Source organism: Streptomyces sp. NBC_01384 (assembly GCF_045040035.1).
In the GTDB taxonomy this organism is placed as follows: domain Bacteria; phylum Actinomycetota; class Actinomycetes; order Streptomycetales; family Streptomycetaceae; genus Streptomyces.
Window position 1 is genome coordinate 3,692,317 of the sequence record NZ_CP109559.1, and the last position, 26,006, is coordinate 3,718,322.

General features: G+C 70.6%; 21 protein-coding genes. 5 read left to right on the forward strand and 16 right to left on the reverse strand.

Translation table 11 applies throughout. The features are described 5' to 3' along the window. Positions 1-224: 224 nt before the first annotated feature. From OG747_RS16715 to OG747_RS16750, 8 genes are all read right to left on the reverse strand, one after another. Positions 225-2,864 carry a hypothetical protein gene (locus tag OG747_RS16715; protein ID WP_405880140.1) on the reverse strand — a complete coding sequence of 880 codons (2,640 nt, stop codon included), beginning with the start codon at positions 2,862-2,864 and terminating at the stop codon, positions 225-227. After that, on the reverse strand, positions 2,861-4,588 hold the full coding sequence (locus OG747_RS16720) for a substrate-binding domain-containing protein (protein ID WP_405880141.1): 1,728 nt from the start codon (positions 4,586-4,588) through the stop codon (positions 2,861-2,863). Before OG747_RS16720 ends, OG747_RS16715 begins: the two co-directional genes overlap by 4 nt. Beyond that, positions 4,588-5,934 carry a phosphate ABC transporter permease PstA gene (gene pstA, locus OG747_RS16725; RefSeq protein WP_405880142.1) on the reverse strand — a complete coding sequence of 449 codons (1,347 nt, stop codon included), beginning with the start codon at positions 5,932-5,934 and terminating at the stop codon, positions 4,588-4,590. Before pstA ends, OG747_RS16720 begins: the two co-directional genes overlap by 1 nt. A gap of 1 nt (position 5,935) precedes the next feature. Continuing rightward, on the reverse strand, positions 5,936-6,955 hold the full coding sequence (gene pstC / locus OG747_RS16730) for a phosphate ABC transporter permease subunit PstC (protein WP_405880143.1): 1,020 nt from the start codon (positions 6,953-6,955) through the stop codon (positions 5,936-5,938). 256 nt (positions 6,956-7,211) lie between these two features. After that, positions 7,212-8,291 (reverse strand): hypothetical protein, encoded by a 1,080-nt coding sequence (locus OG747_RS16735; protein ID WP_405880144.1) that lies wholly within the window; start codon positions 8,289-8,291, stop codon positions 7,212-7,214. Positions 8,292-8,371: 80 nt separating this feature from the next. After that, a complete protein-coding gene (locus OG747_RS16740; RefSeq protein ID WP_405880145.1) occupies positions 8,372-9,310 on the reverse strand; it encodes an N-acetylneuraminate synthase family protein in 939 nt (312 codons plus the stop codon). Positions 9,311-9,324: 14 nt separating this feature from the next. After that, positions 9,325-10,650, reverse strand: coding sequence for a cytidylyltransferase domain-containing protein (locus OG747_RS16745; protein ID WP_405880146.1), 1,326 nt, complete (start codon positions 10,648-10,650; stop codon positions 9,325-9,327). Positions 10,651-10,703: 53 nt separating this feature from the next. Further along, the gene (locus tag OG747_RS16750) at positions 10,704-12,053 is read right to left on the reverse strand and encodes a DUF6716 putative glycosyltransferase (RefSeq protein WP_405880147.1); all 1,350 of its coding nucleotides are present in this window, start codon (positions 12,051-12,053) and stop codon (positions 10,704-10,706) included. A 198-nt stretch (positions 12,054-12,251) separates the two neighbouring features. Here OG747_RS16750 and OG747_RS16755 point away from each other — a divergent pair, with 198 nt between their 5' ends. The 3 genes from OG747_RS16755 (at position 12,252) to OG747_RS16765 (ending at position 15,892) form a co-directional block, all read left to right on the forward strand. Further along, positions 12,252-13,232: a glycosyltransferase family 2 protein gene (locus OG747_RS16755; RefSeq protein ID WP_405880148.1), complete on the forward strand. Its 981-nt coding sequence runs from the start codon at positions 12,252-12,254 to the stop codon at positions 13,230-13,232. Beyond that, positions 13,229-14,563 carry an alpha-2,8-polysialyltransferase family protein gene (locus OG747_RS16760; protein WP_405880150.1) on the forward strand — a complete coding sequence of 445 codons (1,335 nt, stop codon included), beginning with the start codon at positions 13,229-13,231 and terminating at the stop codon, positions 14,561-14,563. Before OG747_RS16755 ends, OG747_RS16760 begins: the two co-directional genes overlap by 4 nt. Positions 14,564-14,788: 225 nt before the next feature. After that, a complete protein-coding gene (locus OG747_RS16765) occupies positions 14,789-15,892 on the forward strand; it encodes an acyltransferase family protein (protein WP_405885563.1) in 1,104 nt (367 codons plus the stop codon). 28 nt (positions 15,893-15,920) lie between these two features. Here OG747_RS16765 and leuE read toward each other — a convergent pair whose 3' ends face one another. The 3 genes from leuE to OG747_RS16780 are packed head-to-tail and all read right to left on the reverse strand — an operon-like array spanning position 15,921 to position 18,841. Continuing rightward, complete coding sequence (gene leuE, locus OG747_RS16770; protein WP_405880151.1) at positions 15,921-16,574, reverse strand: leucine efflux protein LeuE; 654 nt, start codon at positions 16,572-16,574, stop codon at positions 15,921-15,923. Between the two features lie 50 nt (positions 16,575-16,624). Then, entirely contained in the window at positions 16,625-17,206 is a 582-nt protein-coding gene (locus tag OG747_RS16775; protein ID WP_405880152.1) for a Uma2 family endonuclease, read from the reverse strand. 54 nt (positions 17,207-17,260) lie between these two features. After that, positions 17,261-18,841 carry a methylmalonyl-CoA mutase gene (locus tag OG747_RS16780; protein ID WP_405880153.1) on the reverse strand — a complete coding sequence of 527 codons (1,581 nt, stop codon included), beginning with the start codon at positions 18,839-18,841 and terminating at the stop codon, positions 17,261-17,263. Positions 18,842-19,095: 254 nt separating this feature from the next. On the opposite strand from OG747_RS16780, the gene OG747_RS16785 reads away from it, so the two are divergent. Further along, the gene (locus tag OG747_RS16785; protein ID WP_405880154.1) at positions 19,096-19,938 is read left to right on the forward strand and encodes a L,D-transpeptidase family protein; all 843 of its coding nucleotides are present in this window, start codon (positions 19,096-19,098) and stop codon (positions 19,936-19,938) included. A 202-nt stretch (positions 19,939-20,140) separates the two neighbouring features. On the opposite strand, the gene OG747_RS16790 is transcribed toward OG747_RS16785, so the two are convergent. The 3 genes from OG747_RS16790 to OG747_RS16800 all read right to left on the reverse strand — a co-directional run bounded on the left by OG747_RS16790 (position 20,141) and on the right by OG747_RS16800 (position 22,672). Further along, positions 20,141-21,298, reverse strand: coding sequence for a hypothetical protein (locus tag OG747_RS16790; protein ID WP_405880155.1), 1,158 nt, complete (start codon positions 21,296-21,298; stop codon positions 20,141-20,143). Then, entirely contained in the window at positions 21,298-21,972 is a 675-nt protein-coding gene (locus OG747_RS16795; RefSeq protein ID WP_405880156.1) for an RNA polymerase sigma factor, read from the reverse strand. The genes OG747_RS16790 and OG747_RS16795 overlap by 1 nt, the downstream gene beginning before the upstream one ends. 400 nt (positions 21,973-22,372) lie before the next feature. Next, positions 22,373-22,672: a hypothetical protein gene (locus tag OG747_RS16800; RefSeq protein WP_405880157.1), complete on the reverse strand. Its 300-nt coding sequence runs from the start codon at positions 22,670-22,672 to the stop codon at positions 22,373-22,375. 204 nt (positions 22,673-22,876) lie between these two features. On the opposite strand from OG747_RS16800, the gene OG747_RS16805 reads away from it, so the two are divergent. Further along, positions 22,877-23,206, forward strand: a complete 330-nt coding sequence (locus OG747_RS16805; protein ID WP_405880158.1) for a hypothetical protein — start codon at positions 22,877-22,879, stop codon at positions 23,204-23,206. Between the two features lie 41 nt (positions 23,207-23,247). Here OG747_RS16805 and OG747_RS16810 read toward each other — a convergent pair whose 3' ends face one another. Continuing rightward, a complete protein-coding gene (locus tag OG747_RS16810) occupies positions 23,248-24,063 on the reverse strand; it encodes an SDR family NAD(P)-dependent oxidoreductase (RefSeq protein ID WP_405880159.1) in 816 nt (271 codons plus the stop codon). Between the two features lie 450 nt (positions 24,064-24,513). Beyond that, entirely contained in the window at positions 24,514-25,965 is a 1,452-nt protein-coding gene (locus OG747_RS16815) for an ATP-binding protein (protein WP_405880160.1), read from the reverse strand. Positions 25,966-26,006 lie beyond the last annotated feature (41 nt).

Sequence of the window (26,006 nt, forward strand, 5' to 3'; positions counted from 1 at the left end):
GGGCCCGGCAGGCCCGACCCCCTCGTCTCCCTCGTCTCCCTCGTCGAGAGCCTCAGCCCAGCGGGCCGGACTCCCCTGTCCGAGAGCCCGAGCCCGGCGGGCCCGGCTCCGTCGTCCGAGAACCTGGGCCCGGCGGGCCGGACTCCCCTGGCCGGGGGCCCCGGTCCATACGGGCCTGGCTCTCCTGGCCCGGAGCCTCGGGGCGGTGCGGCCGTGGCACGGGGTCAGTCCCGGCCGGGCGGCAGCAGTTTGCGCAGCCGTTCCGGGAGGGTGAGGGCAGGGATGGTCAGGGTGCGGCCGCCGGGGAGGGGGACGCGGAGCGGGAAGCGGAGTCGGCTGCCGCCCGCGAAGGGTGCGCCGAGGCCGGCCACGGCGCCGAGCGCCGCGCCGAGCGGGACGGCGTAGCGGAGCGTGTTCGCCGGGTCGGCCGGCGTGGTGCCCGCGGCCGTGGTCGCGACGGCCTTGCCGCCGTCGTACGAGGGCGCGCCGCTGGGCGTGGGGCTCGCGCTCCCGCCGCCACCCGATGCCGTACCGCCGTCGCCCGTACCGCCGCCGGAGGTGCCCCCGCCCGACGTACCGCCGGAGCCGCCATCCGTGCCACCGGTGCCACCGCCGCTCGATCCGCCGGAGGAACCGCCGTCCGTGGCGGACGGCCCGGTGTAGTGGGCGAGGGCGTCGGCGGCGTGGGTCGTCTTCGCGCGCTGCACCTTCGACAGCGGGGCGTAGCCGGCCGGGAGCAGGCCCGGGTCCGCGCCGGGAACCTGCCCGGTGCCGGCCGCGTACGTCAGCAGTGCCGCGTAGTCCTTGCGGGCGGCCGCGTCGAGCTTGGCGGGACGTACGGCCGCGTACACCAGCTGCGCGAGCGGGTACGCGCCCTTCGCGGTGGCCTTGGTGGGGCTGATCTCGGCGGCGTGGGCGCCGGACGCGCTCGCCGCGGCGGCGGTGAGGGACGCGGTGGTGGGCGCGACGAACTTACCCGCCGTGTTGCGCAGCCGTGCGGTCTGCAGGCCGTAGCGGGCGGCGGAGGCCGCGTCCGTGACGGTGATCACGAACCGGGAGCCCACCGTCTGCGGGCCGGGGCTCTTGTACGCGGGCGGGCTGGCCAGCGGGTCCCAGGTCGCCTTCCACAGGCTGTCGGCGCGCCGGGTGTGCAGGGCGCCGGAGTGCATGTCCGTCACATACGGGTGGAAGTCGATCATGCACTGCTTGTTGTCTTCGGTGGCACCGGAGTTGGGCGGGACCGTGCACCAGGGGTCGCTCTTGGGGTACGTGTCGGTGCCCGCCGGGTCGAAGGCGAAACCGGTCGGGTTCAGGTCCGCGTTGGTGCTGAAGTACGGGTTGACGCGCATCCCCCAGTCGTCGGACACGCCCGCGAGGAAGTTGCGGGCCTCCTTGTCGGCGACGATCCACTGCCAGACGGCGCGGGCGGAGTCGGTGCGGCCGAGCGAGGTCAGCAGGTCGGTGTCGGTGGCCGGGGTCTCGGGGACCGACAGGTCCGCGAACTCGGGGTTGAGCGCGATGAACTCGGGGTCGCTCGCCAGGCCCGCCGGGTTGTTCTTCGCCCAGCCGTAGCCCTTGGCGACGGTGGAGCTGAGGACCGCTCCCCAGGGGGAGTTGCGGTAGGACTCGGTGAGCAGCTTGGCGACCAGCCGGGGCGTGAGGTCGATGGACTCGACCTTGGTTCCGGCGAGGCGGCGGGTCGCGTCGGAGGCTCCGGCCTTGGGTCTGCGTTCGATGGTGAAGCCGATGACGGTGCCCGAGAGCGCGGTGGGCGCATAGACGGTGCTGTCGGTCGGGGCGGTCGTCCCGGTGTCCGCGCCGAGGGCGCGGGTGGTGAAGGCGAGCCCGGAGGAGCCGTCGCTGGTGAGGCGGGCGCGGGTGTCGGGCTCACCGAGCTCGGTGTAGCCGAACACCTTGCCGGTCGGGCACAGGGCCGCCTGCCAGCTGGTCATGGCGTCGGCGGCGAGTTCGCTGCCGGTGGTGGCGCGTTCGTCGGAGCCGAGGGCGCAGTTGGTGCCGACGGAGTTGAAGTCGAGCTTGACGGCGATGCGGTTCTTCCAGTTGGTGGAGGAGACCGGGGAGCCGGCGTTGACCTGGCTGGTGTCGGCGTACGGCTTGCCGTCGAGGTCGAGGTGGCCCTGCGGGACGATCACCAGCCAGCAGGAGCGGGGCGCCGTACGGCCGTTCTCCGTCACCGGGACGCCGCAGCCCAGGTGCGGGGCCTCGTTGGCGGTCTGCACCTCGAAGAACTCCTGGCCCTTGCCGTCGGCGCCGGTGCGGGCGAAGTCGACCTCGTTGGTGGTGTTGCGGCTGTACAGGGCGTTGTTCTGGGTGCCGGAGGTGATCAGCGTGCCGTCGACGGACTTGAAGGGCACCTCGCCCTGTCCCGAGACGCCGCCGGCGCCGTAGCGGTCGTCCTGGCCGTAGTTGCTGGGGTCGGCGCTGTAGAAGATCTTGCGGGTGTCGTCGTACTCGTTGCCCGGCCAGTTGCCCCGGTCGGTGGTCGGGGAGGCGCCGTACTGGCACTGGGTGCGCGACGGGCCGGGGTTGGCCGGGACGGTGCCGTCGTCGTCGCCCCAGCACTGCATGATCTGGACGAAGTCGGTGTTGAACAGCGTGCCCGCGAGGGCGGTCGGGGTACCGCCGCTCCAGGAGACGGTGATCGCCTGGCTGGTGAGGTGCTTGGTCTGGTCGACCGTGAACTTCATGTCCTTGAACTCGCCGCGCCCGGAGACGGTGACGGCGGAGCCGGTGCCGCTCGCGGCGGTGGCGGGCTGGGCGGTCTGGGCGACCGCGAGGCCCGCCAGCGCGCCCACGGCGGCGCCGGCGACGAGGCGCACCAGCAGGTTGCGTACGCGCTTCATCGCGCACCCCCGTCCATGACGTCCTTCGTGTCGTCCTTCGCGCCGCTCCCGGTCCGCCCGGCCATCGCCCGAGAGACGAGGGACGGCAGGAGCAGCAGGCCGAGCACCAGGGCCGCGGCGAGCAGCATCAGTGTCTGGGTGCTGGTCCAACCACTCTTCCCGGCCACGGCGATCGGCTGGGCGAGGGCGACGGTGCCGTCGACGGCGGTGCCACTGCCGCCGGTGGCTGCCCCGGTTCCGCCCGGCGCCACGGTCTGCCCGGTGTCGGGGTCGACGGACGGCTGTCCGCTGCCGCCGCTCGCCGCGCTGCCGCCGGCCGAGCCGCCGCCGGTGGTCCCTCCCGTAGAGCCACCGGACGTCGTCGCACCGCCGGACGTCGAGCCGCTCGAACCGCCCGAGCCGGAGCCCGCCTTGGCGCCGCCGCTGCCGGTGTTGCAGGCCGCGGCGCCCTGCTTGTCGCAGGCCGCCGGGTAGGGGGCGGTCTCGGCGAGCTTGTTGCGCCCGTCGCTGGAGAAGGTCGGGTTGTTGCAGCCCTTGATGTTGATGTTCTTGGCCTGCACGCCCGGGATCCGGCGGATCTGGTCGAAGCCCGCCTGGACCAGGTTGATCGGCAGCGGTGAGTAGCCGAGCTGGGGCATCTGCTGCTGGCCCTGGCACATGAAGTAGTACGAGAAGGCGCCGAGCGTCTTGCCCTTGGCCTCGGTGAAGATGCCCTGCACCTTCAGGGGCAGGATCATGTACGAGTAGCTGGACAGCGGGTAGTTGCGCTTGTCGCTGTCGTTGTAGACGCCGTCGAGCTGCTGGGTGAGGTAGTCGGCGGAGCTCTTGTCCGTGTTGATCTGCGCCTTGAGGAGCGAGACGGCGACGTTCTTCGGGGTCGGCTCGGTGTAGTAGCCCGCGTGGTTGAGGACCTTGGCGACCGGATAGCCCTCGTTGATGGCGTACGAGTAGTTGACGTAGCCGATGGCACCTTCGCCGTAGTTCTGGGCGACGTAGCCCGCCACACCCGGGTCACCGGACTGGGCGATCATGCCGGGCACGGTCGGGTAGTACGAGGTCTGCCCGCAGGCCCCGGAACGGCCGACCTTCCCGCAGTACGCCTGCCACAGCGACGTGTGCTGGTTGGCCATCCACATCGTGAACTGGGCGGTGGAGCCCGAGCCGTCGGAGCGGACGACGGGCACGACGGGGCGGTGCGGAAGCTGCAGCCCCGGGTTGTCGGCCTTGATCACCGGGTCGTCCCAGGTCTTGACGGCGCCGGTGAAGATCTTGGTGACGACGTCTCCGGAGAGGCGGAGGTTGGTGACCCTCTTGCCGTTGACGGTCAGGTGGTACATGAAGGCGGTGCCGCCGGCCACGATCGGCATGTACGCGTAACTGCCGGCCGAGGGGCGTTCGGCGGCCGAGCCGTCGGTCGGGTGGGTCTGGAAGGGGATGTCCGAGACCGCGAAGTCGACGGTGTTGCTGAGAAATTGGCGACGGCCGTCGGAGGAGCCGTTGCCGGCGTAGCTGATCCGCATGCCGTACTGGTTGACGGCCTTGCGCCACTGGTCGATGGCGTTCTCGGCCCAGGTGGAGCCGGCCCCGGCGACCGGGGTGTAGCTCTCGGCCGTGGCGGTTGCCGCCGCGGGCCCGGCCAGCAGTCCGGCGATCACGCCGAACAGGGCGCCCAGGGTCCCCAGCGCGCGCAGGCGCCGACGGGCGGTGGTGAGGTGGCTGCGCATCAGTCGTTCTCTCCGGAGGCGGTGGGGTCGGCTGTGGCGGACGCTTCGGGGCGGGGGCCGGCGGCGTCGAGCGCGGACGGGCCGGGGGTGACGGTTTTCCCGGGCAGCGGGGCCGGGCCTTCGAACAGGGACAGGCCGGGGGCGTGCAGTTCGTCGAAGCGCGCCATGTCCTGCCGTGAGGCGCGGGCGGTGCGGCGGGCCTGCCGCTTGGTCTGGTGGCCGGGGCCGCGGCCACCGATCACACGGGCGATCACGAACAGCACCAGGACCAGGGCCATGAGGACGGCCGCCGCGCCGAAGCCGCGCGCGATCATGGTCGGCTGGGGCGACTTGACGAAGTTGAAGACGGCCAGCGGCAGGGACACCATCGGCCCGCTGGTGGGGTCGGTGTTGAGCGCCGCCGTGAAACCGGCGGTCAGCAGGACGGGAGAGGTCTCGCCGATGCCGCGCGCGGTGCCGAGGATGACGGCCGTGGCGAGGCCGGAGCGTGCGGTGGGCAGGATCACGTGCCAGACGGTGCGCCAGCGCGGTGCGCCGAGCGCCTCGGCCGCTTCGGTCAGGGTCCCCGGCACCAGCCGGAGCACCACGTCCGCGGCGCGGATCACGATCGGCAGCATCATCACGCTGATCGCGAAGCCCGCCGCGAGGCCCGACTTCTGCATGCCGAGGCCGAGGATCCAGACGGCGTACACCATCAGGCCCGCCACGATCGAGGGCAGCGCGGTCATCGCCTCGACGATGGTGCGCACGAAGCGGGAGAAGCGCCCCGGGATCTGGTTCAGGTAGACCGCGCAGGCCAGACCCAGCGGGATCGTGATCGCGAGCGCGATGGCGGTCATGGTGAGGGTGCCGAGCATCGCGTGGGCGATGCCGCCGTTCGTCAGGGGGTCGAGCGGGCCCGCCGCCTGCATGTCCTGGGTGAAGAAGTTGCCGTGCGGCAGCGCCTCCCGGCCGCGCCAGGCGGTGAAGCCGACGACGAGGACGAGCGCCGTGAACAGCAGCGTGGCCGCGGTCCACAGCACGACGGTCATGACGCGGTCGCGTACGGCCTGCCCGTCTTCTTCGAATCCCGTCAACACCGCGTAGATCGCGAGGAAGAGCAGGTAGGCGGTGAGGGTGAAGCCCAACGCGCCGGAGAACGAGGCGAGTTCGCCGTACAGCAGGATCGTCACGCACAGCCCGGAGGCGGCGGCGCCGATGAGGGACAGCACGCCCGAGCGGCTGACGCCGCCGATGCGGCGGGGCCGGTCGGGGGGCAGGGCGGGCTCCGGCGCGGGGGCCGAAGGGGCCCCGGCCGGGGCGGCAGCCGGAGCGGCCGGGACAAGAGTCTCTTCTACGACGGTCATCTCATGCCTCGCTCTGTGCGCCGGACCGGGAGCGGGCCACGACCGAGGAGGCGGTGAAGTTGACCGCCAGGGTGAGCAGGAACAGCGCCAGGCCCGCCGCCATCAGCGCCGACATGCCGAAGGTGGAGGCGTCGCCGTAGTGCAGGGCGATCAGCGAGGAGACCGAGTTCGAGCCGGTCTGCAGGATGTGCGGCTGGATGGTGAAGACCGGCGAGATGATCAGGTAGACCGCGATCGTCTCGCCGAGCGCCCGGCCGAGGCCCAGCATGGTGCCGCCGATGATGCCGGCCTTGCCGTACGGCAGGACGACGGAGCGGATCATTCCCCAGCGGGTGGCGCCGAGCGCGTAGGCGCCCTCGCGTTCGCCGGCCGGGGCCTGGGCGAAGACCTCGCGCATCACCGAGCACTGGATCGGCGCGACCATGAGGGCGACGACGATCCCCGCGACGAAGGTGGAGGCGGTGTAGACGCTGTCGGAGGCGAGCGGCTCGCCCGGCTGGGCACCGTCCACCGTGAACAGGGGTATCCAGCCGAACCAGGTGGACAGCCAGCGCGACAGTCCGATCACATGCTGCTGGAGGAAGAACAGCCCCCACAGTCCGTACACCACCGACGGTACGGCCGCCATCAGGTCGACCATCGTCACGAGGGTGCGGCGCAGCTTGCGCGGGGCGACGTCGGAGATGAACAGCGCGGTCCCGACGGCCAGCGGCACGGAGAGCGTCACCGCGACGGCGGCGATCAGCAAGGTGCCGGTGAGCACGGCCGCGATACCGAACCGGTGGACGTCCGGCTGCCATTCGGCGGTGGTGAGGAAGGAGAAGCCGGTGGCCTTGAGGGCCTGACCGGCTCTCAGGAGCAGGAAGAGGCCAACTCCCGCCATGATGGCGAGGACGACGACACCGCTGGCTGTCAGTTGGTACCGGAAGATCCGGTCACCGAGCCCACGAGCGGCGTACGGCCGCCGGGGCGCGGGTCTGTCGGAATCCGATCTGTCGGACTCCACATGTGCGGACGCCACGTGTGGTCCCCCCACTGCGTAAACGGAACAGGCGTGCGGCGACCGATTGGTGCCGTGCGGGGAGATTCAATGGCTGGATCATGTCGGTCCCACGCGCGATCTGTGGACAGCCGACGAACAACGTATGTCTGTTCGGTGCGTCGTCTGTGGAGGATGCGCGTAGACATCCCGGGTGCGCCCGTGGAGGGTACGAGAAAAACCCGGTGGGCCCGCCGGGCGAGAAATGCCCCGGCGGGCCCACCGGGCCCGGAAAGTGTTAAACAGCCGCCACCGAGGACAACCGGTGTACGTCCCGTGCCGTCCCCGTCACCCCGGACAGGAAGCCCTGTGCCCGCGGCGAGGCGTTTTCGGTCAGCCATGCCGGGTCGATGTCGCAGACGGCGACGCGGACCTCGGTGCCGGCCAGGGCCAGCGGGAGGGTGTGGACGACCGTGGAGGGGAAGCTGAGGATGGTGCGGCCGATGGGGCCGCGGCGGGCGATCAGTTCGAGGGGGAGGTCGGGGCGGACGATCTCCAGGCGCGTCTCCGCGGCGAGGCGGTGGAGTTTCTCCGTGCTCTCGCGGCGGTGGGCGAAGTAGCGGGTCGCGCCGTGGGTCCTGGCGAGGGCGCGGACCGCCTCCAGGTAACGGTCCCCGTCGACCACGCCCGTCTCGACGAGCGAGGTGCCGACCAGGTCCGCGCTCTTGGTCAGGCGCGGCGGACCGAAGCGGGCGCGGGTCCAGGAGAAGTCGTTGGCGGTGACGCGGACGCCGTCCGGGGTCTCGTCGATCGGCATCGACGAGAACACCTCGACCGTACGGTGCTCGCTCGGTGTCAGCCGGCGCCGGGCCGAGGAGGACACCGGGGCGAACAGCAGGTCACGCACGCCCGGACGACCGCCCTTGCGGTGCCAGCGGACCAGGCGTTCGCCGCGGGCGAGCTGGGCGACGAACTCCATCGTCGCCGTGCCGTCGTCGACCACGACCAGGTCGGGGGCGCGGGTGATGGTCAGGAGCAGCTGGACGTAGCGGGAGAACGGGTCTCCCATCACGATCCGGCGTGCCCTGCGCAGCAGCGGGGCGAGCCCGCCGATCGTGTGGAAGGGCGCCGTGGTGCCGCCGCGCGCCTCCTCCCAGCGGATCGCGTGGCCCTCGTCGCGGGCCAGTTCGGCCATCCGGCGCAGTTGGCCGCGGGTCATCGGGTCATTGGGGGACAGAACGACGAGGGTGAGCCCCGCGCCGTGCGCCGTGCCGTCGTGGGTGGCGGTGTGCGCCCACTCAAGCACGTTCAGGAGCTGTACCGGACTCTCGACGAAGGCGAGAGTGTGGGGGCCGGTGGATCCGGCGCGGGGGCTCATCGACGTACGACCGTCCCGTCGGAAGGAGTTGTCGTAAGGAGGTAAGACGTAACGCGTGGGGGGTGCGAGAGGTCAGGACCTCAGACCGCGAGCGGCTCGCCCGCGGCCGCGGCGATCTCCGCCTCGGCGACGACGCCCGTGACGCGGCGCAGCTTCTTCATGGGGCCGAGCTCGGACTCGTAGACCTTCTTGACGCCGTCACCGAGGGAGGCCTCGATGGTGCGGATGTCGCGGACGAGGCGCGTGAGGCCCCCCGGCTCGACGGAGGCGGCCTGGTCGGAGCCCCACATCGCGCGGTCGAGGGTGATGTGGCGCTCGACGAACGTGGCGCCGAGGGCGACGGCGGCCAGCGTGGTCTGCAGGCCCGTCTCGTGGCCGGAGTAGCCGATCGGGACGTTCGGGTACTCGGCCTGGAGGGTGTTGATGACGCGGAGGTTGAGCTCCTCGGCCTTCGCCGGGTACGTGGACGTGGCGTGGCACAGGAGGATGTTGTCCGAGCCCAGCACCTCCACCGCGTGGCGGATCTGCTTCGGGGTCGACATGCCCGTGGAGAGGATGACCGTACGGCCGGTGGCACGCAGGGAGCGCAGCAGCTCGTCGTCGGTCAGGGAGGCGGAGGCGACCTTGTGGGCCGGGACGTCGAACTTCTCCAGGAAGGCGACGGCCTCGGTGTCCCACGGGGAGGCGAACCAGTCGATGTTTTTGCTCTTGGCGTACTCGTCGATCTGGCGGTACTCGTCCTCGCCGAACTCCACGCGGTGGCGGTAGTCGATGTAGGTCATGCGGCCCCAGGGGGTGTCGCGCTCGATGTCCCACTGGTCGCGCGGGGTGCAGATCTCCGGGGTGCGCTTCTGGAACTTGACGGCGTCGCAGCCGGCCTCGGCGGCGGCGTCGATCAGCTTGAAGGCGTGTCCGAGCTCGCCGTTGTGGTTGATGCCGATCTCGCCGACGACGTAGACGGGGTGGCCGGGGCCGGCGGTCTTCGAACCGAACTGGCGCAGACGGGAGTTGGTGCTCATGGTGGAGAAGTTCCTTACTTGTCGAGGGAGTCGAGAGAAGGGCCGAGGATCCAGCTGGCGATCTCTCGGATCGCGCCGTCGCCACCGGGGACGGTGGTGACCGCGCGTGCGGCGCCGCGCACGACGTCGTGGGCGCTCGCGACCGCCACGGGCCAGCCGACGAGGGCGAAGCACGGGAGGTCGTTGACGTCGTTGCCGACGTAGAGCACGCGCTCAGGCGCGATGCCCTGCTCCTCGCACCACTGCTTCAGTGCGAGGTCCTTGCGGTCGATGCCGTGCAGGACCGGGATCTTGAGCTTCCGGGCCCGGGCGGCGACGACCGGGTTCTGTTCCGTGGACAGGATCAGCATCGTCAGCCCGCTCTTGCGCAGGGCGGCGATACCGAGACCGTCTCCGCGGTGCACGGAGACGAACTCCCGTCCGTCGGAGTCGATCAGCACCCTGTCGTCGGTCTGGGTGCCGTCGAAGTCGAGGACGACCGCGTCGATGTCTTCGGCGGTCGGGAGGGCGCCAGGCCTGTTAGCGTCGAAGAGCGGCGCGAGGGCCCGGGCGCGGGCGAGGTCGTGCGGGTCGTCGATCTCCAGCACCCGGGCCGGGTCGGTGCGCACGAGTTCCGTACGCCCGAAGAAGCGGTGCTGGTGCTCGCGCAAGCCCGCCGCGTCCATGGCGTACGCCGCGCCGGTCTCCAGGAGGTCCTGGGGACGGTCCTGGCGACGGGGGCGGAAGGACTTGTCGTGGTTGACGCCGTAGCCGCCGCCGTCGGTGGCGGTGGCGGTGGCGGTGACCGTCGCCGTGGAGTGGGCGACCTTGGTGGCGCCGGCGACCTCGGACGTGCGGGAGGTGTCGACGGCCGCCGGGTCGTCGGCCGCGTCGCGCCAGATGAAGCCGTGGAACGGGGCGACCGTCAGGGCGGTGTCGGCGCCGTTCTCGACGACCGCCGCGGCGACACCGTCGATGTCCTCGCGGAGGATGAACGGGCTGGTGCACTGGACGAGCAGCACCACGTCGACCGGGGCGCCGTGCAGGGCCTCGTGGGCGTCCATGGCGTGCAGGACGGCGGCCTCGGAGGTGGCGGTGTCACCGGCGATGGCGGCGGGGCGCAGCACGACCTCGGCGCCGGCCTCACGGGCGGCGCGGGCGATCGCCTGGTCGTCGGTGGAGACCACGACGTCCGTGACGAGCCGCGTCGCCCGGCACTCGCGCACCGCGCGGGCCACCAGCGGCACACCGCCGACCGGGAGGAGGTTCTTCGCGGGGACGCCCTTGGAGCCGCCGCGCGCGGGAATCACCGCTAGCACACGGCGCACCGGTGCCGCTGGGCCCGCTTCCGAGTTGGTCATGCGCTGTTCTCCTTGACGAGGGACACGAGGAAGGCTTGAGGGATCGGCGGCGGTCACAGCTCCCCCATCCGCCGGATCACGGGGGCCACGCGCTGCACTCCGTGGCGGTAGGCGCCGCGCGCCGCCCGGCGCACGATCTGCCGTACGGGGCTGGGCGCCTTGTCGGCCGCGGGGGCGCCGGGCAGCGGGCTGCCGTCCGGGGCGAGGTGGTGGCGGGCGAGAATCCCGGGGAGGTAGCCGGGGGCGGTGACGGGCGTGTAGTAGGGGGTGAGGGGCGCCAGCCCGGGGCCCGCCAGCAGCTCGGTGATCCGGGCGCGCGCCGCGTCGAAGGCCGTCTCGTACGAGCCTCCCCCGGAGGGACCCCCAGCGGCGACGCCCTGCCGGGCCACCCACGCCGGGTCGGGCGTCGGCTCGTGCCCGGTGTCGAGCTGGTCCCAGGAGGCGAGGCAGCCGGAGCCCACGAAGTGGTGGTTGCCGAGCGCCTCGCGCACCCCGAGGTCGCTGAGGACGACGGTGGGGATACGGCGGTGCAGGGACTCCAGGGCCGCCGTGGAGCTGATGGTGACCAGCAGGTCGGTGCGGTCGAGCACCTCGCCCATGTGCCCGTACACCAGCCGGAAGTTGGCGGGCAGATCGGTCTTCTGCGCCAGCTTCTGGTAGGGCAGCTCCTCGATGTGCGTGGTGTGCTCGCCCGGCTTGGAGCGCAGCTTCAGCAGCACCTCGCGGTCCGGGTGCAGCCGGGCGTGCTGGATCAGCCGGTCCAGCAGGTACGTACGGTCCTTGCGGCTCTCCGGTACGGAGGGCTGGGCGGCGAAGACGACCGTGTACGGGTCCTGGCCGCCGACGTACGGCTTCCCGCCGAGGAAGGGCAGCGCCACCTCCGTCACCGAGGAGGCGTCGGCGCCCACTCCCTCGTACACGGCCCGGAAACGGTCCGCGTCCTGGCGGGAGTTGGCGAGGACGAGGTCCGCGCCGTGCCGCAGCAGCAGGCCGTCGGCGAGCTTCTCGTAGACGACGCCGACATAGCCGGTGACGACCACGGGCCGCTTCGTCCGCCCCTTCCAGGCGTGGGCGAGGCCGTGCAGGATCGCCTGGACGCCACCGCCGACGAGGGCGAGGACCAGGAGGTCGTACTCCTCCCGCTCCATGGCGCGCAGGAATTCGACGGCGGTCACCTCACGGAGGGAATCCGCGCGGACGCCGACTTCTTCGAGCTGGCGGGCGGTGGGGGTCGCACGGCCGCGCAGGAGATAACCGTCGAGACGAATGTCCGATTCTTGAATGTCCGAATTAGACGATTCGGCAGGTGAAATGCGGTTCGCGGTGAGCGAGCCCCATTTCCACCGGGTATCGGAATCCGCTAGAACGGCGACCCGCAGGAACTTCGTGGTACTTGCTGGCACGTCCAAGACGCTAGGAAGCCATTCCGAGTTGCGGCCCAACCCGAATACAACAAACGGTTAACAGCACATCGACGAATGGCGAATCGGGCCGCGATCCAGCCGGAAATCAGCTGGGTTCACGGCTTCGCCACGTGTCGTTCACCCGACATCTCACCAACGGTCAAGACGAATGCCGGGCCGCCGCCTAACGTCACAGGGGTGGTCAAGCTCTCCGTCATCGTGCCGTTCTACAACGTGCAGCAATATGCGCCCGACACCCTGAAGAGCCTGCGTGCGAACGCACGTGAGGACTTCGAATTCATTCTCGTCGACGACTGTTCGCGCGACGAGACACCGGACATTCTCGCGCGCGCGGAGCGCGAGCTCCCCGGCGCGGTGTATGTCCGACACGAGAAGAACGGAGGGCTGGCGACCGCGCGCAACACGGGCATCGACGCGGCGCACGGCGAATACCTCACGTTCCTCGACGGGGACGACTGGCTCGCCCCTGGCTACTACGAGCAGCTCGTCTCCTCCATCGAGAGACTGGGCTGCGACTTCGTCCGCACGGACCACGTCCAGTGCACCGCGCGGGCCCGCACCATCCACCGGGTCCCGCACGGCCGACGGGGAGTCGTCTTGAATCCCCGCGACGCGATACTGCCCGCCGACCGCTCCACCTCCGTCGACTACGCCTACGCCTGGGCGGGCATGTACCACCGCCGGCTGGTCGACCGGGGGCTGCTGCACTTCACCGACGGCCTGCGAACGGCCGAGGACCGGCCCTGGATCTGGAAGCTGCACCGGGAGGCGGATTCCTTCGCCACGGTGGGGCTTCTCGGTGTGTTCTACCGGCGTGGTGTGGCCTCCTCCCTCACCCAGATCGGTGACGTACGCCAGCTCGACTTCATTCGCGCGTTCGACCAGGTGGTGGCGGAAACCGCCGCGGACCGCGACGCGGAGAAACTCCTGCCCAAAGCCGTGCGCACCTATTGCGCCATCATTTCCCATCACCTGGGATCCATCGAAAGGTTCGAGCCGGCGGTGGCACGGAAACTGAAGTCGATGAGCGCCGTCGCGCTGCGGAACATGCCGCAGGACGTGCTCGACGACGCCCTCGACTCGATGGACGTCCAGCGCGCGACACGGCTGCGCCGGCTGCGCCGCCGCCCGGCTCCCGCCACGGGGGTGGCCGCGTGACCACCCAGATCTTCATGGCGTCCACGCTGTACGGCACGGCCACGCTCGCCGCGGCCCTGGACACCGACTGCTTCCGGCCCGTCGACCGGCGCATCCTGCTCGTCTCCAACAACGCGGCGACGCCCGAGACGACGCCCGGCGTCGACGAGATGCCCGGGTTCGAGCAGCTGCGCGACCGCTTCGACGAGGTGATCTCCTGGAACGAGACCATCTCCCCCTTCCACCCGGGCGGCTGGGCCCCGCGGCCCGACGACGTACCCCTCTGGGAGCGGCATCTGCGGCTCGCCTGGAACCTCGGCGACGACGACATCGAGCTGGCCGTCGAGTCGATCCAGGTCAACCCGGCACTCGGGGTCGCGCAGATCTTCATGGGCGCGCCCGTCACCGTGTACGCGGACGGCCTGATGAGCTACGGCCCCACCCGCAACAAGATCGACCCGCTGGTCGGCACGCGCGTGACCCGCCTCCTCCACCTCGACCTCGTCCCCGGCCTCAAGCCGCTGCTCCTCACCGAGTTCGGCGTCGAGCCCGAGATCGTGCCGACGGACGCGTTCTCGAAGGTGCTCGCCGAACTGGTCGACACCGGGGACGAGCTGCCCTTCGTCGACGAACCGGCCCTCCTGCTCGGCCAGTACCTCTCCGCGCTGGACATCCTCACCGCCGAGGAGGAGGAGAACCTCCACGTACGGATGCTGAAGGGCGCCCTCGCGCTCGGCCACACCCGTGTGGTGTTCAAGCCGCACCCCTCGGCCCCGGCCCGCTGGTCGCGGATCCTGGAGAAGGAGGCGGACAAACTCGGCGTCGACCTGACGGTCCTCGACACGCCCGTCCTCGCCGAGGTGCTCTACCAGCGGATGCGCCCCGCCCTGGTGGTCGGCTGCTTCTCCACCGCGCTGCTCACCGCGTCCGCGCTGTACGGCCTGCCGGTCGCCCGCGTCGGCACCGGGCCCCTCCTCGACCGCCTCACTCCGTACGAGAACAGCAACCGCGTCCCCGTCACCATCGTGGACGCGCTGCTGCCCGACCTCTCGGACAAGTCGGCGGTCAACGAGCAGCGCCGGAGCATGAACGTGGCGGAACTGACGAACCTCATCCGGGCCGTCGGCTTCGCGATGCAGCCGAAGATCTACCCGGACCTGCGCCCGGCCACCGAGGCCTATCTCACCAAGCATCTGACCCACCACACCCGGCGCTACTTCAAGCGCAAGCGCCTCACCTCGCTGGCGCTGCCGGGCGCCGTCCCAGCGCAGCTGGCGTTCATCCCGCGCAACGCCACCGTACGCCGGGTGGCGCGCCGCGCCCGCTCGCTGAAGCGGGCGGTGGGTCGCTGAACCGGTTCCTGGGCCGGCCCCTCACCAACCGGCCCAGGAACCGGAAACGACGTACAGGTGAACACGTACGGACCGTCGGGCGAATCGTCGGCCAGGTGGCCAGGTAAACCTTATTAATCGGATTAGCGTGCTGTGGGTCCACTGAGTCCCGTTGAGGGGAAACCTGTGATCGACTCGCCCGAGGCCACCAAAGTGGCCTCCACGGGCACCGTGGCCCGCGCAGTCCTGCCGCTCACGGACGCACCGCCCCCCGCGAAACCGGCGAGGCCCCGCGAGACGCGGCTGCGCGCACTGGACGGACTGCGGCTGGTCGCCGCGCTGATGGTGGCCGCGTACCACTACGGCGGCCGCGACGGCGAGGTCGCGAAAGCCTGGGGCAGCTCACCGCGCCACCAGTTCCCCATGCTGCACGGGTACTTCGCGTACGGCTGCCTGGGCGTCCAGGTGTTCTTCGTGATCAGTGGCTTCGTCATCTGCATGAGCGGCTGGGGCCGCCCGCTGCGCTCGTTCTTCGCCTCCCGCGCCTCCCGGCTGCTGCCCGCGTACTGGGCCGCCATCATCCTCGTGACGGTGGTGTTCGCGCTGCCGATGGTCGCGTTCAAGACGGTCTCGCCGAGCGACACCCTGGTCAACTTCACGATGATGCAGTATCCGCTCGGCGTCGACCGGGTACTGGGCGTGTGCTGGACGCTGTGGGCGGAGATCCGCTTCTACGCCCTCTTCGCGCTGTGCGTCGTCCTGCCCGGCGCGAGCCGCCGGCGCGTGATCATGTTCTGCGCCGGCTGGACGCTGGCGGCGGCCATCGCGCAGGGCGCGAAGATGCCGCTGCTGGACATCGTCCTGATGCCCCAGTACGCGCCGTTCTTCATCGGCGGCGTCGGCCTCTACCTGGTACACCGCGACCGCAAGGACGTGTACGCCTGGGGCATCGTGGCCGTGAGCTGGCTGATCGGCCAGCACTACGCGGTGCAGGGGCTGTGGCACGCCCCGCAGGCGAACGGCTTCTCCTACCGCACCACCTACGGCATCGTCCTGGTCGTCACCTTCGGCTACGTCGCGGTCGCCGCGATCGCCCTCGGCTGGCTGCGCTGGGCCAACTGGCGCTGGCTGACGGTCGCGGGCGCGCTGACGTACCCCTTCTACCTCGTCCACGAACACCTGGGCTGGGTCGTCATCGAGGCTCTGCACCAGGGGCTGCACATCCCGTCGTACGCCACCTTCCTGCTGACGGCGGCGAGCATGCTGCTGCTGGCCTGGCTGCTGAACCGGTACGTGGAGAACTGGCTGACGCCGAGACTGCGCACGGCGCTGTCGAAGCCCCGGCCGTAGGCCAGTTTGTACAGGGCTCCGGCGGCGGCTAGGCGCTGGCCAGGGTGAGCTTCACGGCGAAGCCCAGGAACAGGGCGCCCGCCGCGGTCGTGGCCCCCGCCGACAGCCGCTTGCGCCGCCGGAAGGCCGCCGCCAGCTTCGTCCCGCTGAAGATCAGCGCGGTGAGGTACAGGAAGCTGGCGAGCTGGGCGAAGGCACCGAGGACGACGAAGGAGAGGGCCGGGTAGGCGTAGCCCGGGTCCACAAACTGCACGAAGAAGGCGACGAAGAACAGAATCGCCTTCGGGTTGAACAGGCTGATCACCAGCGCCCGCCGGTACGGCCGCTCCTCGACGACCGGCGTCTCGGCCGCCTCGCTCTCCTCGGCCCGCTCGTGCCGGGTCCCCCACATGCCCCACGCGGCGCGCAGCATCCCGACCGCCAGCCACGTCAGATATCCGGCCCCGGCGTACTTCACGATCCCGAACAGCACGGCATTGGCCTGCAGCAGCGAGGCGACCCCGGCCGCGGACAGGGTCATCAGCACGGTGTCCCCGCACCAGACACCCGCGGCGGCCGTGTACCCGGCCCGCACACCACGACGGGCGGCGACCGACAACACGTAGAGCGAGTTCGGCCCGGGGAGCAGGACGATCAGGACGAGTCCGGCGAGATAGGTCGGGAGGTCGATAACACCAAACATGAGAGGGAGTGTCGCATGGGGGTACGGCACTCCACCTTCGGGTGTCGGGGTCAGTCGCCGTCGAGGAGGGTGTCCACCGAGAAGTCGAGAGTGACACCGACGGACTCGGGGACGGGGACAGTCTGGCCACGCTTGAAACGCTGGGGAGCGGGGTACCTCCCGCCGACCGGATTCTGGTGGAGCAGCACCTCGTCGTGCCGGCGGTCGACCACGACGTAGACGGGAATTCCCGCCTCGGCGTAGCAGGCGACCTTGAGGCCGAGGTCGTCGGACCAGTTGCAGGCGGTCACCTCCAAGACCATCCGGAAGGCGTGGGGCGCATAGCAGTTGATCTGGACGTGCGTGCTCAGGAAGTCCGCCTCGACGATCGAGAGGTCGGGAACCGCGAAGTCCTCCGGCCCTGTGGGCAGCCACAACCCGATGCCCAGCAGACACCTAAGCCCTGCGTGCTCCAGTCCGGCGTCGAAGAACGTCGTGATGAGGCGCGTCAGTGTCCCCTGATGTGGGCCGTCGGCCCACGGCGTCGCGGTGAGCCTCCCGTAGAGGATCTCCCCCCGGTACCCCTCCAGCTCACGGGTGAGCCAGGCCTCCGCCTCGATGACCGTCGTCCGCCGCCGTGATGGCACCGACACACCAGCTCCTCCCCGGATACACCCCGTTCACAGAGCGTATCCGGGTCGGCACCCTCAGAACGCATCCGACGGCACGTAAGTCCCCCAAACCCCCCGCAGCGCGTTGCACACCTCGCCCACCGTCGCGCGGGCGCGCAGGGCGTCCTTCATCGGGTACAGGACGTTGTCGGTGCCCTCGGCTGCCTTCTTCAGGTCGGCCAGGGCCGTGTCCACCGCCGACTGGTCGCGATCGGCGCGCAGCTTGGCGAGGCGTTCGGCCTGCTGGGCCTCGATGGCCGGGTCGACCCGGAGGGGCTCGTACGGCTCCTCCTCGTCGAGCTGGAAGCGGTTGACGCCGACCACGACCCGCTCGCCGGAGTCGGTCTCCTGGGCGATCCGGTACGCGCTGCGCTCGATCTCGCCCTTCTGGAAGCCGTGCTCGATGGCGGACACCGCGCCGCCCAGCTCCTCGACCTTCGCCATCAGCTCGACCGTGGCGGCCTCGACGTCGTCGGTCATCTTCTCGATGACGTACGAACCCGCGAAGGGGTCGACCGTCGCCGTCACGTCCGTCTCGTAGGCGAGGACCTGCTGGGTGCGCAGGGCCAGACGGGCGCTCTTGTCCGTCGGCAGCGCGATCGCCTCGTCGAAGGAGTTCGTGTGGAGCGACTGCGTGCCGCCCAGCACCGCGCCCAGGCCCTGGACCGCCACCCGTACCAGGTTCACTTCCGGCTGCTGGGCGGTCAGCTGGACGCCGGCCGTCTGCGTGTGGAAGCGCAGCATCAGCGACTTCGGGTTCTTCGCGCCGAACTCATCCTTCATCACCCGCGCCCAGATCCGGCGCGCGGCGCGGAACTTGGCGACCTCCTCCAGGATCGTCGTACGGGCGACGAAGAAGAAGGACAGGCGGGGCGCGAAGTCGTCGACGTCCATGCCGGCCGCCACGGCCGTACGGACGTACTCGATGCCGTCGGCGAGGGTGAACGCGATCTCCTGCGCCGGGGACGCGCCCGCCTCGGCCATGTGGTAGCCGGAGATCGAGATCGTGTTCCACTTCGGGATCTCGGCCTTGCAGTACTTGAAGATGTCCGCGATCAGCCGCAGGGAGGGCTTGGGCGGGAAGATGTACGTGCCGCGCGCGATGTACTCCTTGAGCACGTCGTTCTGGATCGTGCCCGTCAGCTGATCGGCCGGGACGCCCTGCTCCTCCCCCACCAGCTGGTACATGAGCAGGAGGAGGGCCGCGGGGGCGTTGATCGTCATCGACGTCGACACCTTGTCCAGCGGGATGCCGCCGAACAGGATCCGCATGTCCTCGACCGAGTCGATGGCCACGCCGACCTTGCCGACCTCGCCGTGCGCGATGGGGGCGTCCGAGTCGTGGCCCATCTGGGTGGGCAGGTCGAAGGCGACCGACAGACCCATCGTGCCGTTCGCGATCAGCTGCTTGTAGCGCGCGTTCGACTCCACGGCCGTACCGAAACCGGCGTACTGGCGCATGGTCCAGGGGCGGCCGGTGTACATCGACGGGTAGACACCACGGGTGAAGGGGTACTTGCCCGGCTCGCCCAGCTTCTCCGCCGGATCCCAGCCCTCCAGGGCCTCGGGCCCATAGACCGGTTCGATGGGCAGTCCGGACTCCGACTCGCGCGCCATTGCTGTGCCTCCCGCTGAAGCTACTTACTGGTAGGACCGACCCTCGCCACGGACTGTAGCGGCGGCCGTGCGCGGGGTGGAGAGGGCCGCGCTGGGACCTTGCTCACAGACCGGTTCACAGTTTTCCTTCCGCTTCCTTCGCCTCTTTTCTCCACCTCTTCCTCGTCTTCATTCCCCAGGATGGCGCGTCGTTCGCAACCGGGCGCGCGTGGGGAACATCTCAAGGGATACGCCTACACAACCGGGGGGCCGGAATGCGCACAACTGGTACGGGCAGAGCACTGGCCAGCCTCGTCGCGCTCGTCGCGGTGAGCGGCTGCACGGCCCAGGCGGTCGACGCGCACGGAAAGACACCCTCGGCCGTGAAGACCGACCGTTCCCACACGTCCACGTCCACGTCCACGTCCACGTCCACGTCCACGTCCGAGGACGACAAGCAGGGCGACACATCGCCGTCCGCCGCGTCCAAAGTCCTCTGGTCCCGCGGTGACCGGGGCACCGACGTCCGCGAGGTCCAGGCCCGGCTGCACCAGGTCGCCTGGCTCATCCCCGCGCCCACGGGGACGTACGACTCCCCGACGGTCGCCGCGGTGAAGGGCTTCCAGGGCAGGCGGGGGCTGCCGCGGACCGGCGAACTGGACGCCGTCACCTGGGAGCGGCTGCGGAGGATGACGCACAAGCCGGCCTCGTGGGAGCTGTACCCGTACGGCGGGCAGCCCGCCGCGCGGCCGGACCCGCGCTGTATGACGGGCCGGGTGCTGTGCGTCAGCAAGACGAGCCGCACGCTGCGCTGGATGATCGACGGGAAGACGGTCTCGGAGATGGATGTGCGGTTCGGCTCGCAGTACACGCCGACCCGCGAGGGTGTGTTCAGCGTCTACTTCAAGTCGCGCCACCACGTGTCGACGATCTACCACACGGCCATGCCGTACGCGATGTTCTTCAGCGGCGGCCAGGCGGTCCACTACTCCGCCGACTTCGCGGCCCGCGGCTACTACGGCGCCTCGCACGGCTGCGTCAACGTACGGGACGAGGGGAAGATCGCGGCGCTGTTCGCGCAGGTCCGCAGCGGGGACAAGGTCGTCGTCTACTGGTGACGGGGCCCGGAGGGCGAGTGGGGCGCGGGCGGGACCGGGGGAACGTGTCCCGCCCGCGCCGTGTGCACCAGGCCTGGGTACGGGGGGAACCCCGGCGCGGTGCGATGGCCGATGACCAGTCGGCTCACCCTTTACTGCGGCTCGTCGGCCGAAAACGTCACACCTGGCCGGAAGAAAGTTCAAAGAAATAAGAAACCGCAGGTCAGCGGCCCAGGGCCGAGGGCAGCGGCAGCACGCTGTACGTCGGGCGCGGGGCCGGCGCAGGGGTGGTCGGGGACGGCGACGTCGGTTTCCGTGACACGAGCGACGTCAGGGCCGAGGGCTGCACCGGAGCGAGGATCCCGCCGCGGCCGGGGCGGCCGTTGCCGCCCGGGCGTATGTGGCCCTCGCCGTCACCACCGTTGTCCCCGCCACCGGAACCATTGCCGGAGCCGTCGCCGGACCCCTGGTCGGAGCCGGTGCCCGAGCCCTTGCCGCTCTCGTGGTTGTCCTGACCGCCCTGACTGCCCTGGTTGTTCTGAGTGTTCTGGTCCTCGCCGGTGGCTCCGCCCGACTGGCCCAGGATGCCCTTGCAGTACGTCTGCACGCGCCTTCCGCCCCCCGCGGCGTCCTCCAGGGCACGTCTGCGGCCGACTTCCAGACTCTTGCCGTCCAGGACCTCGCGGCAGTTCGCGCGCGTGTCGCTCCACCACTCGCGGGAGCGGCCCGACTGCCCCGTGCCGGACGAGCCGGGCTGTCCGCTCGCCGCCCCGGAGCCCCGCGCCTCGGCATTCCCGGAGCCGGTACCGGCCGGCCCGCTGGTGCCGGCGTCCGGGAGCGGCGACTCGGAACCGTCGGCCTCCGACGCTCCCGGCGACGGGGAGACCTGCGCCCGCTGCGGTGTCCGCGCCGCGGAAACCGTCGCGGTCGGGTTCGGCGAGTCGTCACGGAACGGAGTCGGCAGCACGCCGGTTCCGGCCGCGACGGCGACCCCGCCGATCATCCCGGCGGCCAGCGCGGCGGCCAGTCCGAAGCGCACGGGACGGCCCAGGCGGCCGCTCCGACCGCCCGGAGCCGGACGGCCCAGACGTACGAGACCGGTGTCGGCGGAGTGGGTCGCGGCATGCGTACGACCGCGGCGGCCGGGGTGGGCCGACTCGCCGTCCTTGCCCGCGCGTACCGTACGGAAAGCGGCCAACGCGGCGGCCTCACCGGGGAGTTCGGTGCTGCCCGACCCGGGTTCGGGGGCCAGCGCACCGAGCGCGTCGGCCAGCTGCTTGGCCCGGCCCTGGGTGTCGGCGTCGACGGCTTCCAGCGGCTCACCACGCAGCAGACGCTCCGCGGCGTCGCGGTCCAGCCACTTGTCGTGCTCGTCGGCCATCACATGTCCTTCTGCGTCCGCGAACGCGTATGCGTCACACCCGCGGACGTCACCGCGCGTGTGCGCGACTCTCTTCGTGACTCTCTTTGTGGGGGGACGGCACCCAGGGCGCCGGCGGACTCCGGATCGGCGCCGAGCAGCTCCGCGAGCCGCTTCAGACCGCGGTGCGCCGCGGTGCGGACGGCCCCGGGGCGCTTGCCGAGGGTCTCGGCCGCGGTCTTGGCGTCGAGGCCGACGACCACGCGCAGGACGACGGCCTCCGCCTGATCCTGCGGGAGCTGGGCGATCAGCGAGAGGGTGCTGTCGGTGGCCAGCGCCTCGATCGCCTCGCCCGCGGTGTCCGACTCGGCGGCCTTCCCGGCCAGCTCGGTCTCGTCACCGCCGATCGCGGGACGGCGCCCGCGCATCCGTATGTGGTCGAGGGCGCGGTTGCGGGCGATCCGGGCGGCCCAGCCCCGGAAACGGTCCGCGTCGCCGCTGAACCTCTCCAGGTCACGGGCGATCTGCAGCCAGGCCTCGGACGTGACGTCCTCCGCGTCCGGGTCGCCGACCAGCGTCCGTACGTATCCGAGCAGCCGTGGGTGCACCGAGCGGTACACAGTCCGGAACGCGGTCTCGTCCCCGTCCTGTGCCGCAAGCACCGCGGCGGTCAGCTCCGCGTCGTCCCCCAGCACCCGCGCGCCCCTCTGCGCCTAAACCGGCGCCGCTCTCGCGGACCGGGTTGCTCGCCGTCGTGGTTCCCCAATTGGTGGTTGCGGTCTAAGGCCCCTCATGGGTGCGGTTGTCCGTCCTCCGCGCCCCGGCGCGAATGGCACGTTACGGCCTGAAACCACTCCCCGTCCATGTTCGTACAGCATGCAACTAACCAGTGACGGAGCGAGGTGTGACACAAAACGCAGCCGCGGCGCTGTAAAGAGTACGGGCCGCCGCGCGGCCCGTACCGCGCGACGGCCGGGGCCTCTCCTGTGGGGGGTGGCGGCCCCGGCCGTCTCCGTGGTGTCTCGCTCCGGCATGGGACGGTGCACGGAATCGCTGGCCGATGTGGCCAACACGTGACCAAACCGGCCAGGCGCCTCATGTGATCCTCCCCAGCCCGATGCGCTGAGCCGTCCCGGACGCCGGCTTGCGGGCCTCTTCGACTCGGCGCGTGCCGTGCTGGGCCATGGTGTAGCCCGGTGAGTGGTGCCTCACATTCGCGGAGACCTCCACAGGGTTCTCCCCCGCGTCCAGGTCGTAGGTGACCTTGCTGTGACGCCAGTCGTGGATGCGGAACCGCTCGGGGAGGTCCAGCTTCTCTCTCGTGGTCCGCCACCGGGCGCTGACCTGGCCGGCGTCCTGCGGCCCTCCGGGGGTGATCCCGTCCCTGCGGAGCATGTATCCGTCCCGCGCGAAGACGAGACCCTGGTCAGGCGGGTCAGCTGCCCGCCCATCCACGCCCGGCCGAGAGCGGGATCACCAGCACGCCTGCCAGGGCGCCCCGGCCATCGCCGACGGTGATTGCCAGGGAACCAGCTCCCTCACTCCCCACTGCGTCGCCCGAGCCCAGCATGAAGCCGCGGGAATCGCCCGTCATCCGACTTGAGGCAGAACCTCCGCAGCAACCAGCTCCAGGTGATCGAGGTCGTCCAGATCAAGCGGCTGGAGATAGAGCCGGGTGGCACCCGCCTCCGCGAACCGGCCGATCTTGTCGACCACTTCGGCCGGTGTTCCAGCGATACGGCTCTTGGCGAACTAGCTGTCCTCGGGCCCCAGCGCCTCGGCCCGACGGCGCAGTTCCGCCCGGTTGCGGCCGCAACACAGCACCTGCGCGGCGGACAACTCCAGGCTTTCCTGCTGCGGCTGGCCAAGGCGTATCGATCGGCTCCGGCCCACGCCGACACCAATCCCGCGTGCAGGAACGAGAGTTGACTACGAGCGGCAGGTGGGCGGCGTCCTGGCGGCGGCCGGGATCAGTGACCGCCGTCGCGGCGCCGGAGCGCGAAGTCGAAGGCCACCGTGCCCGGGTCGAGTGCCGTGACCCCGCCGTCCACCGTGAGCACCGCACCGTTGACGAAGGACGCGGCAGGCGAGAGCAGCCAGACAATCGCCTCGGCGACCTCGGACGGATCGCCCGGGCGCCCCGCGGGCACCAACCGCGTCGCCTCTTCGTACGCCTCCTCGACCCCGTCGTCCAGCCCCGCGTCCTCCGCGAAGCGGGCCATCCGGCGGTCGGCCATCTCCGTGCGCACCCAAGTGGGGCACACGGTGTTGGCCCGCAGCCCCCGGTTCCCGTAGTCGACGGCCAGCGAGCGGCACAGCTGGAGCAGCGCCGCCTTGGACACCGCGTAGGCGGCATTGCCCGTCCCGTTGCGCAGCGCGGAGACGGAGGCGACCGCGACGACCGAGCCGCGGGCCTCCAGCAGATGAGGGAGAGCGGCACGCAGCAGCTGGAAGGGACCGGTCACGTTGGTCCGCATCACCGTCTCCCACGCCTCGTCCGTCAGGTCTCCCACCGCACCGCCTCGTCCGACGCCCGCGTTGAGGACCAGACCATCGAGCCTGCCGAAGCGGGAAACAGTGGTTTCGACAAGGTCATGAACGGCAGTCGGGTCCGTGATGTCCATGGGATGAGCCAGAGCACCGGTTTCGTCGGCAACACTCTGCAGCGGCTCGGGCCGTCGTCCGCCGATGACGACTTGGTGTCCGTCGGCACGCAGCAACCGTGCGGTCGCGGAGCCGATGCCGGTGCCTCCGCCAGTGACAACGACAACACGCTCGTCAGCCATGTTCGTTGGGGCTCCTCACAAGCCGGGAAACAGACTCGCGATCCTACGCAGAACGGCCACACACCGCCGGGCACGGTTGATCACGCGGACTGAAAGATCAGGCGGCCGCCCGGCCGGTGACCGACTTCAACGCGGCGGACACCGAACTCGCCGGCGACTTGGCGTCGGCCCCGGCGCGCGATCCCGCAGCTCCTGGTGATGCTGGTCGAGCCGGTGCAAGGATCATTTGCCAGATCAGCAACGTGGCGGTAAGCCACCCGCCAGACGCTGAAGCGGAACTCCACCACAAGGCTTTGACCTGCGGGTATACGGCGCCATCCCAGCACCATCCCAGAACGGGATTCGCGACAGAGCACGAGAAGGCTCAGGATCGCCAACGCTACACAACAGCGCTGGCAAGGGGCCGAGGTCTGCGGGACTCCTCCGCAACGTCTGCGGGTCTGATCGCGCTCACCGACTCTCGTGCCTCGCCTGCCATCCGCCACTCAGCGGCCAGGCGGTCAGCAAGTCGCCGGGGCCGTAGGCGGCATCGAGCCCCGGACAGTCGACTCCGCTGCGCGAGACCGCCGCGACTGGAACAGGATCGCCGGTGAGGGCGGCCCGGTGTCGATGGAGAACCGCCAGGTCGTGCCGGTCGAAGGGCGACTGCTCCAGCCACTTGATGGAGCCGACGAAGAGCAGTTCCTTGGCAATGGGGGCGCGGTCCGCCCCGACGATATCGATCTCGACGTCGTTGGTACGGGTCCAGTAGCCGCCCACCGCAGGGGCCGCGGGCAGCCTGTCATCGGGCAGTATCCGCGCCAGGGCCTCGCGAACAAGGGGCTCGACGGCTCGGCCGCGCCAACTGGTCCAGTTCTCTCGGATGCGCGCCAAGGTCAGATCACCCCGCCCCCGCTCAATCTCCTCTATGGATGGACCGAGCAGGTGCAGCCAAAACCGCAGGTAGGGATCTGTCACCCGGTAGCGGCGATCCTTCGACGGACGCAGCGATACGGGCAGCTCCGGAGCGACGATCCGCTTGTCCGTAAGCAGCTCCAGCGCTCGCTGCAGGGGCGTAGCCCCGATTCCGCCGGCTGCACGGGCGATGTTGGTGAAGGTCCGCTCGCCACTGCCGATAGCCGCCAGCACCGTACGCGCCTGAGCCTGCGGGGGGAATTCGGCAGCTAGCGAGCGCTCGGCCGACACCAGCAGGGCCGAGACCGGGTCGCTCAGCGCCTCGCCGAGGAAGTCCCACAGCCCTGCACCTCGCGGCCACTCCGCGCAGATCAGCGGCAGCCCGCCGGTGACCAGCGCGGCGTCGAATGCTTCCGCCGGTTCCAACCCGAGCATCTGCCCCACCTCGGCGGGGTTCAGTGGTCCTAGCACCATCTCCCGGCCGCGCTGATGAAAGGGGCGTCCGAAGCTGTTCAGAGCCTCCATCATCGACAGATCCGAGCCAATGAGGACGAGCAGCACCGGCTTGGTCTCCAGCACCCGGTCCCAGGCCCGTTGCAGCATCCCCTCAAAGGCGCCATCGGCATCCATCAGGTACGGCACCTCGTCGATGACCAGCACGCTCGCCCGGTCGGTGGGCAGCGCCGCAGCCAGCACGTCGAACGCGGCGTCCCAGCTCTCCGGCCGTGCGGCGGCCACGAGCCGCGCCATCGGCAGCGTCGATGCCTGGGCGTCCCGGGCGAGGCGTGCAAGATCACCTCTAGGGGACGCACCGGTCGCCGCGTAGAACAAGAACGGGGCCCCGGAGCGCTCCGCAAACCGCTCGACCAGCCGCGACTTACCCACCCGGCGCCGCCCACGCAACATCACGCACCGACCGGGCCGCTCCCCGCCAACCCCTGCCGCCACCTTCTGCAGCTCTCGCTCCAATGTCGCCAGCTCCTGCCGACGACCTACGAAGTCCACCATGTCCGCCGACCTCCACGCATGATACTAACGACAACGTTACT

Excerpts from the sequence above, each read along its gene's own strand:
- OG747_RS16715 (WP_405880140.1), bottom strand. The coding sequence starts at position 2,864 with ATGAAGCGCGTACGCAACCTGCTGGTGCGCCTCGTCGCCGGCGCCGCC.
- OG747_RS16720 (WP_405880141.1), bottom strand. The coding sequence starts at position 4,588 with ATGCGCAGCCACCTCACCACCGCCCGTCGGCGCCTGCGCGCGCTGGGG.
- pstA (WP_405880142.1), bottom strand. The coding sequence starts at position 5,934 with ATGACCGTCGTAGAAGAGACTCTTGTCCCGGCCGCTCCGGCTGCCGCC.
- OG747_RS16735 (WP_405880144.1), bottom strand. The coding sequence starts at position 8,291 with ATGAGCCCCCGCGCCGGATCCACCGGCCCCCACACTCTCGCCTTCGTC.
- OG747_RS16740 (WP_405880145.1), bottom strand. The coding sequence starts at position 9,310 with ATGAGCACCAACTCCCGTCTGCGCCAGTTCGGTTCGAAGACCGCCGGC.
- OG747_RS16745 (WP_405880146.1), bottom strand. The coding sequence starts at position 10,650 with ATGACCAACTCGGAAGCGGGCCCAGCGGCACCGGTGCGCCGTGTGCTA.
- leuE (WP_405880151.1), bottom strand. The coding sequence starts at position 16,574 with ATGTTTGGTGTTATCGACCTCCCGACCTATCTCGCCGGACTCGTCCTG.
- OG747_RS16780 (WP_405880153.1), bottom strand. The coding sequence starts at position 18,841 with ATGGCGCGCGAGTCGGAGTCCGGACTGCCCATCGAACCGGTCTATGGG.
- OG747_RS16785 (WP_405880154.1), top strand. The coding sequence starts at position 19,096 with ATGCGCACAACTGGTACGGGCAGAGCACTGGCCAGCCTCGTCGCGCTC.
- OG747_RS16790 (WP_405880155.1), bottom strand. The coding sequence starts at position 21,298 with ATGGCCGACGAGCACGACAAGTGGCTGGACCGCGACGCCGCGGAGCGT.
- OG747_RS16800 (WP_405880157.1), bottom strand. The coding sequence starts at position 22,672 with ATGCTCCGCAGGGACGGGATCACCCCCGGAGGGCCGCAGGACGCCGGC.
- OG747_RS16810 (WP_405880159.1), bottom strand. The coding sequence starts at position 24,063 with ATGGCTGACGAGCGTGTTGTCGTTGTCACTGGCGGAGGCACCGGCATC.
- OG747_RS16815 (WP_405880160.1), bottom strand. The coding sequence starts at position 25,965 with ATGGTGGACTTCGTAGGTCGTCGGCAGGAGCTGGCGACATTGGAGCGA.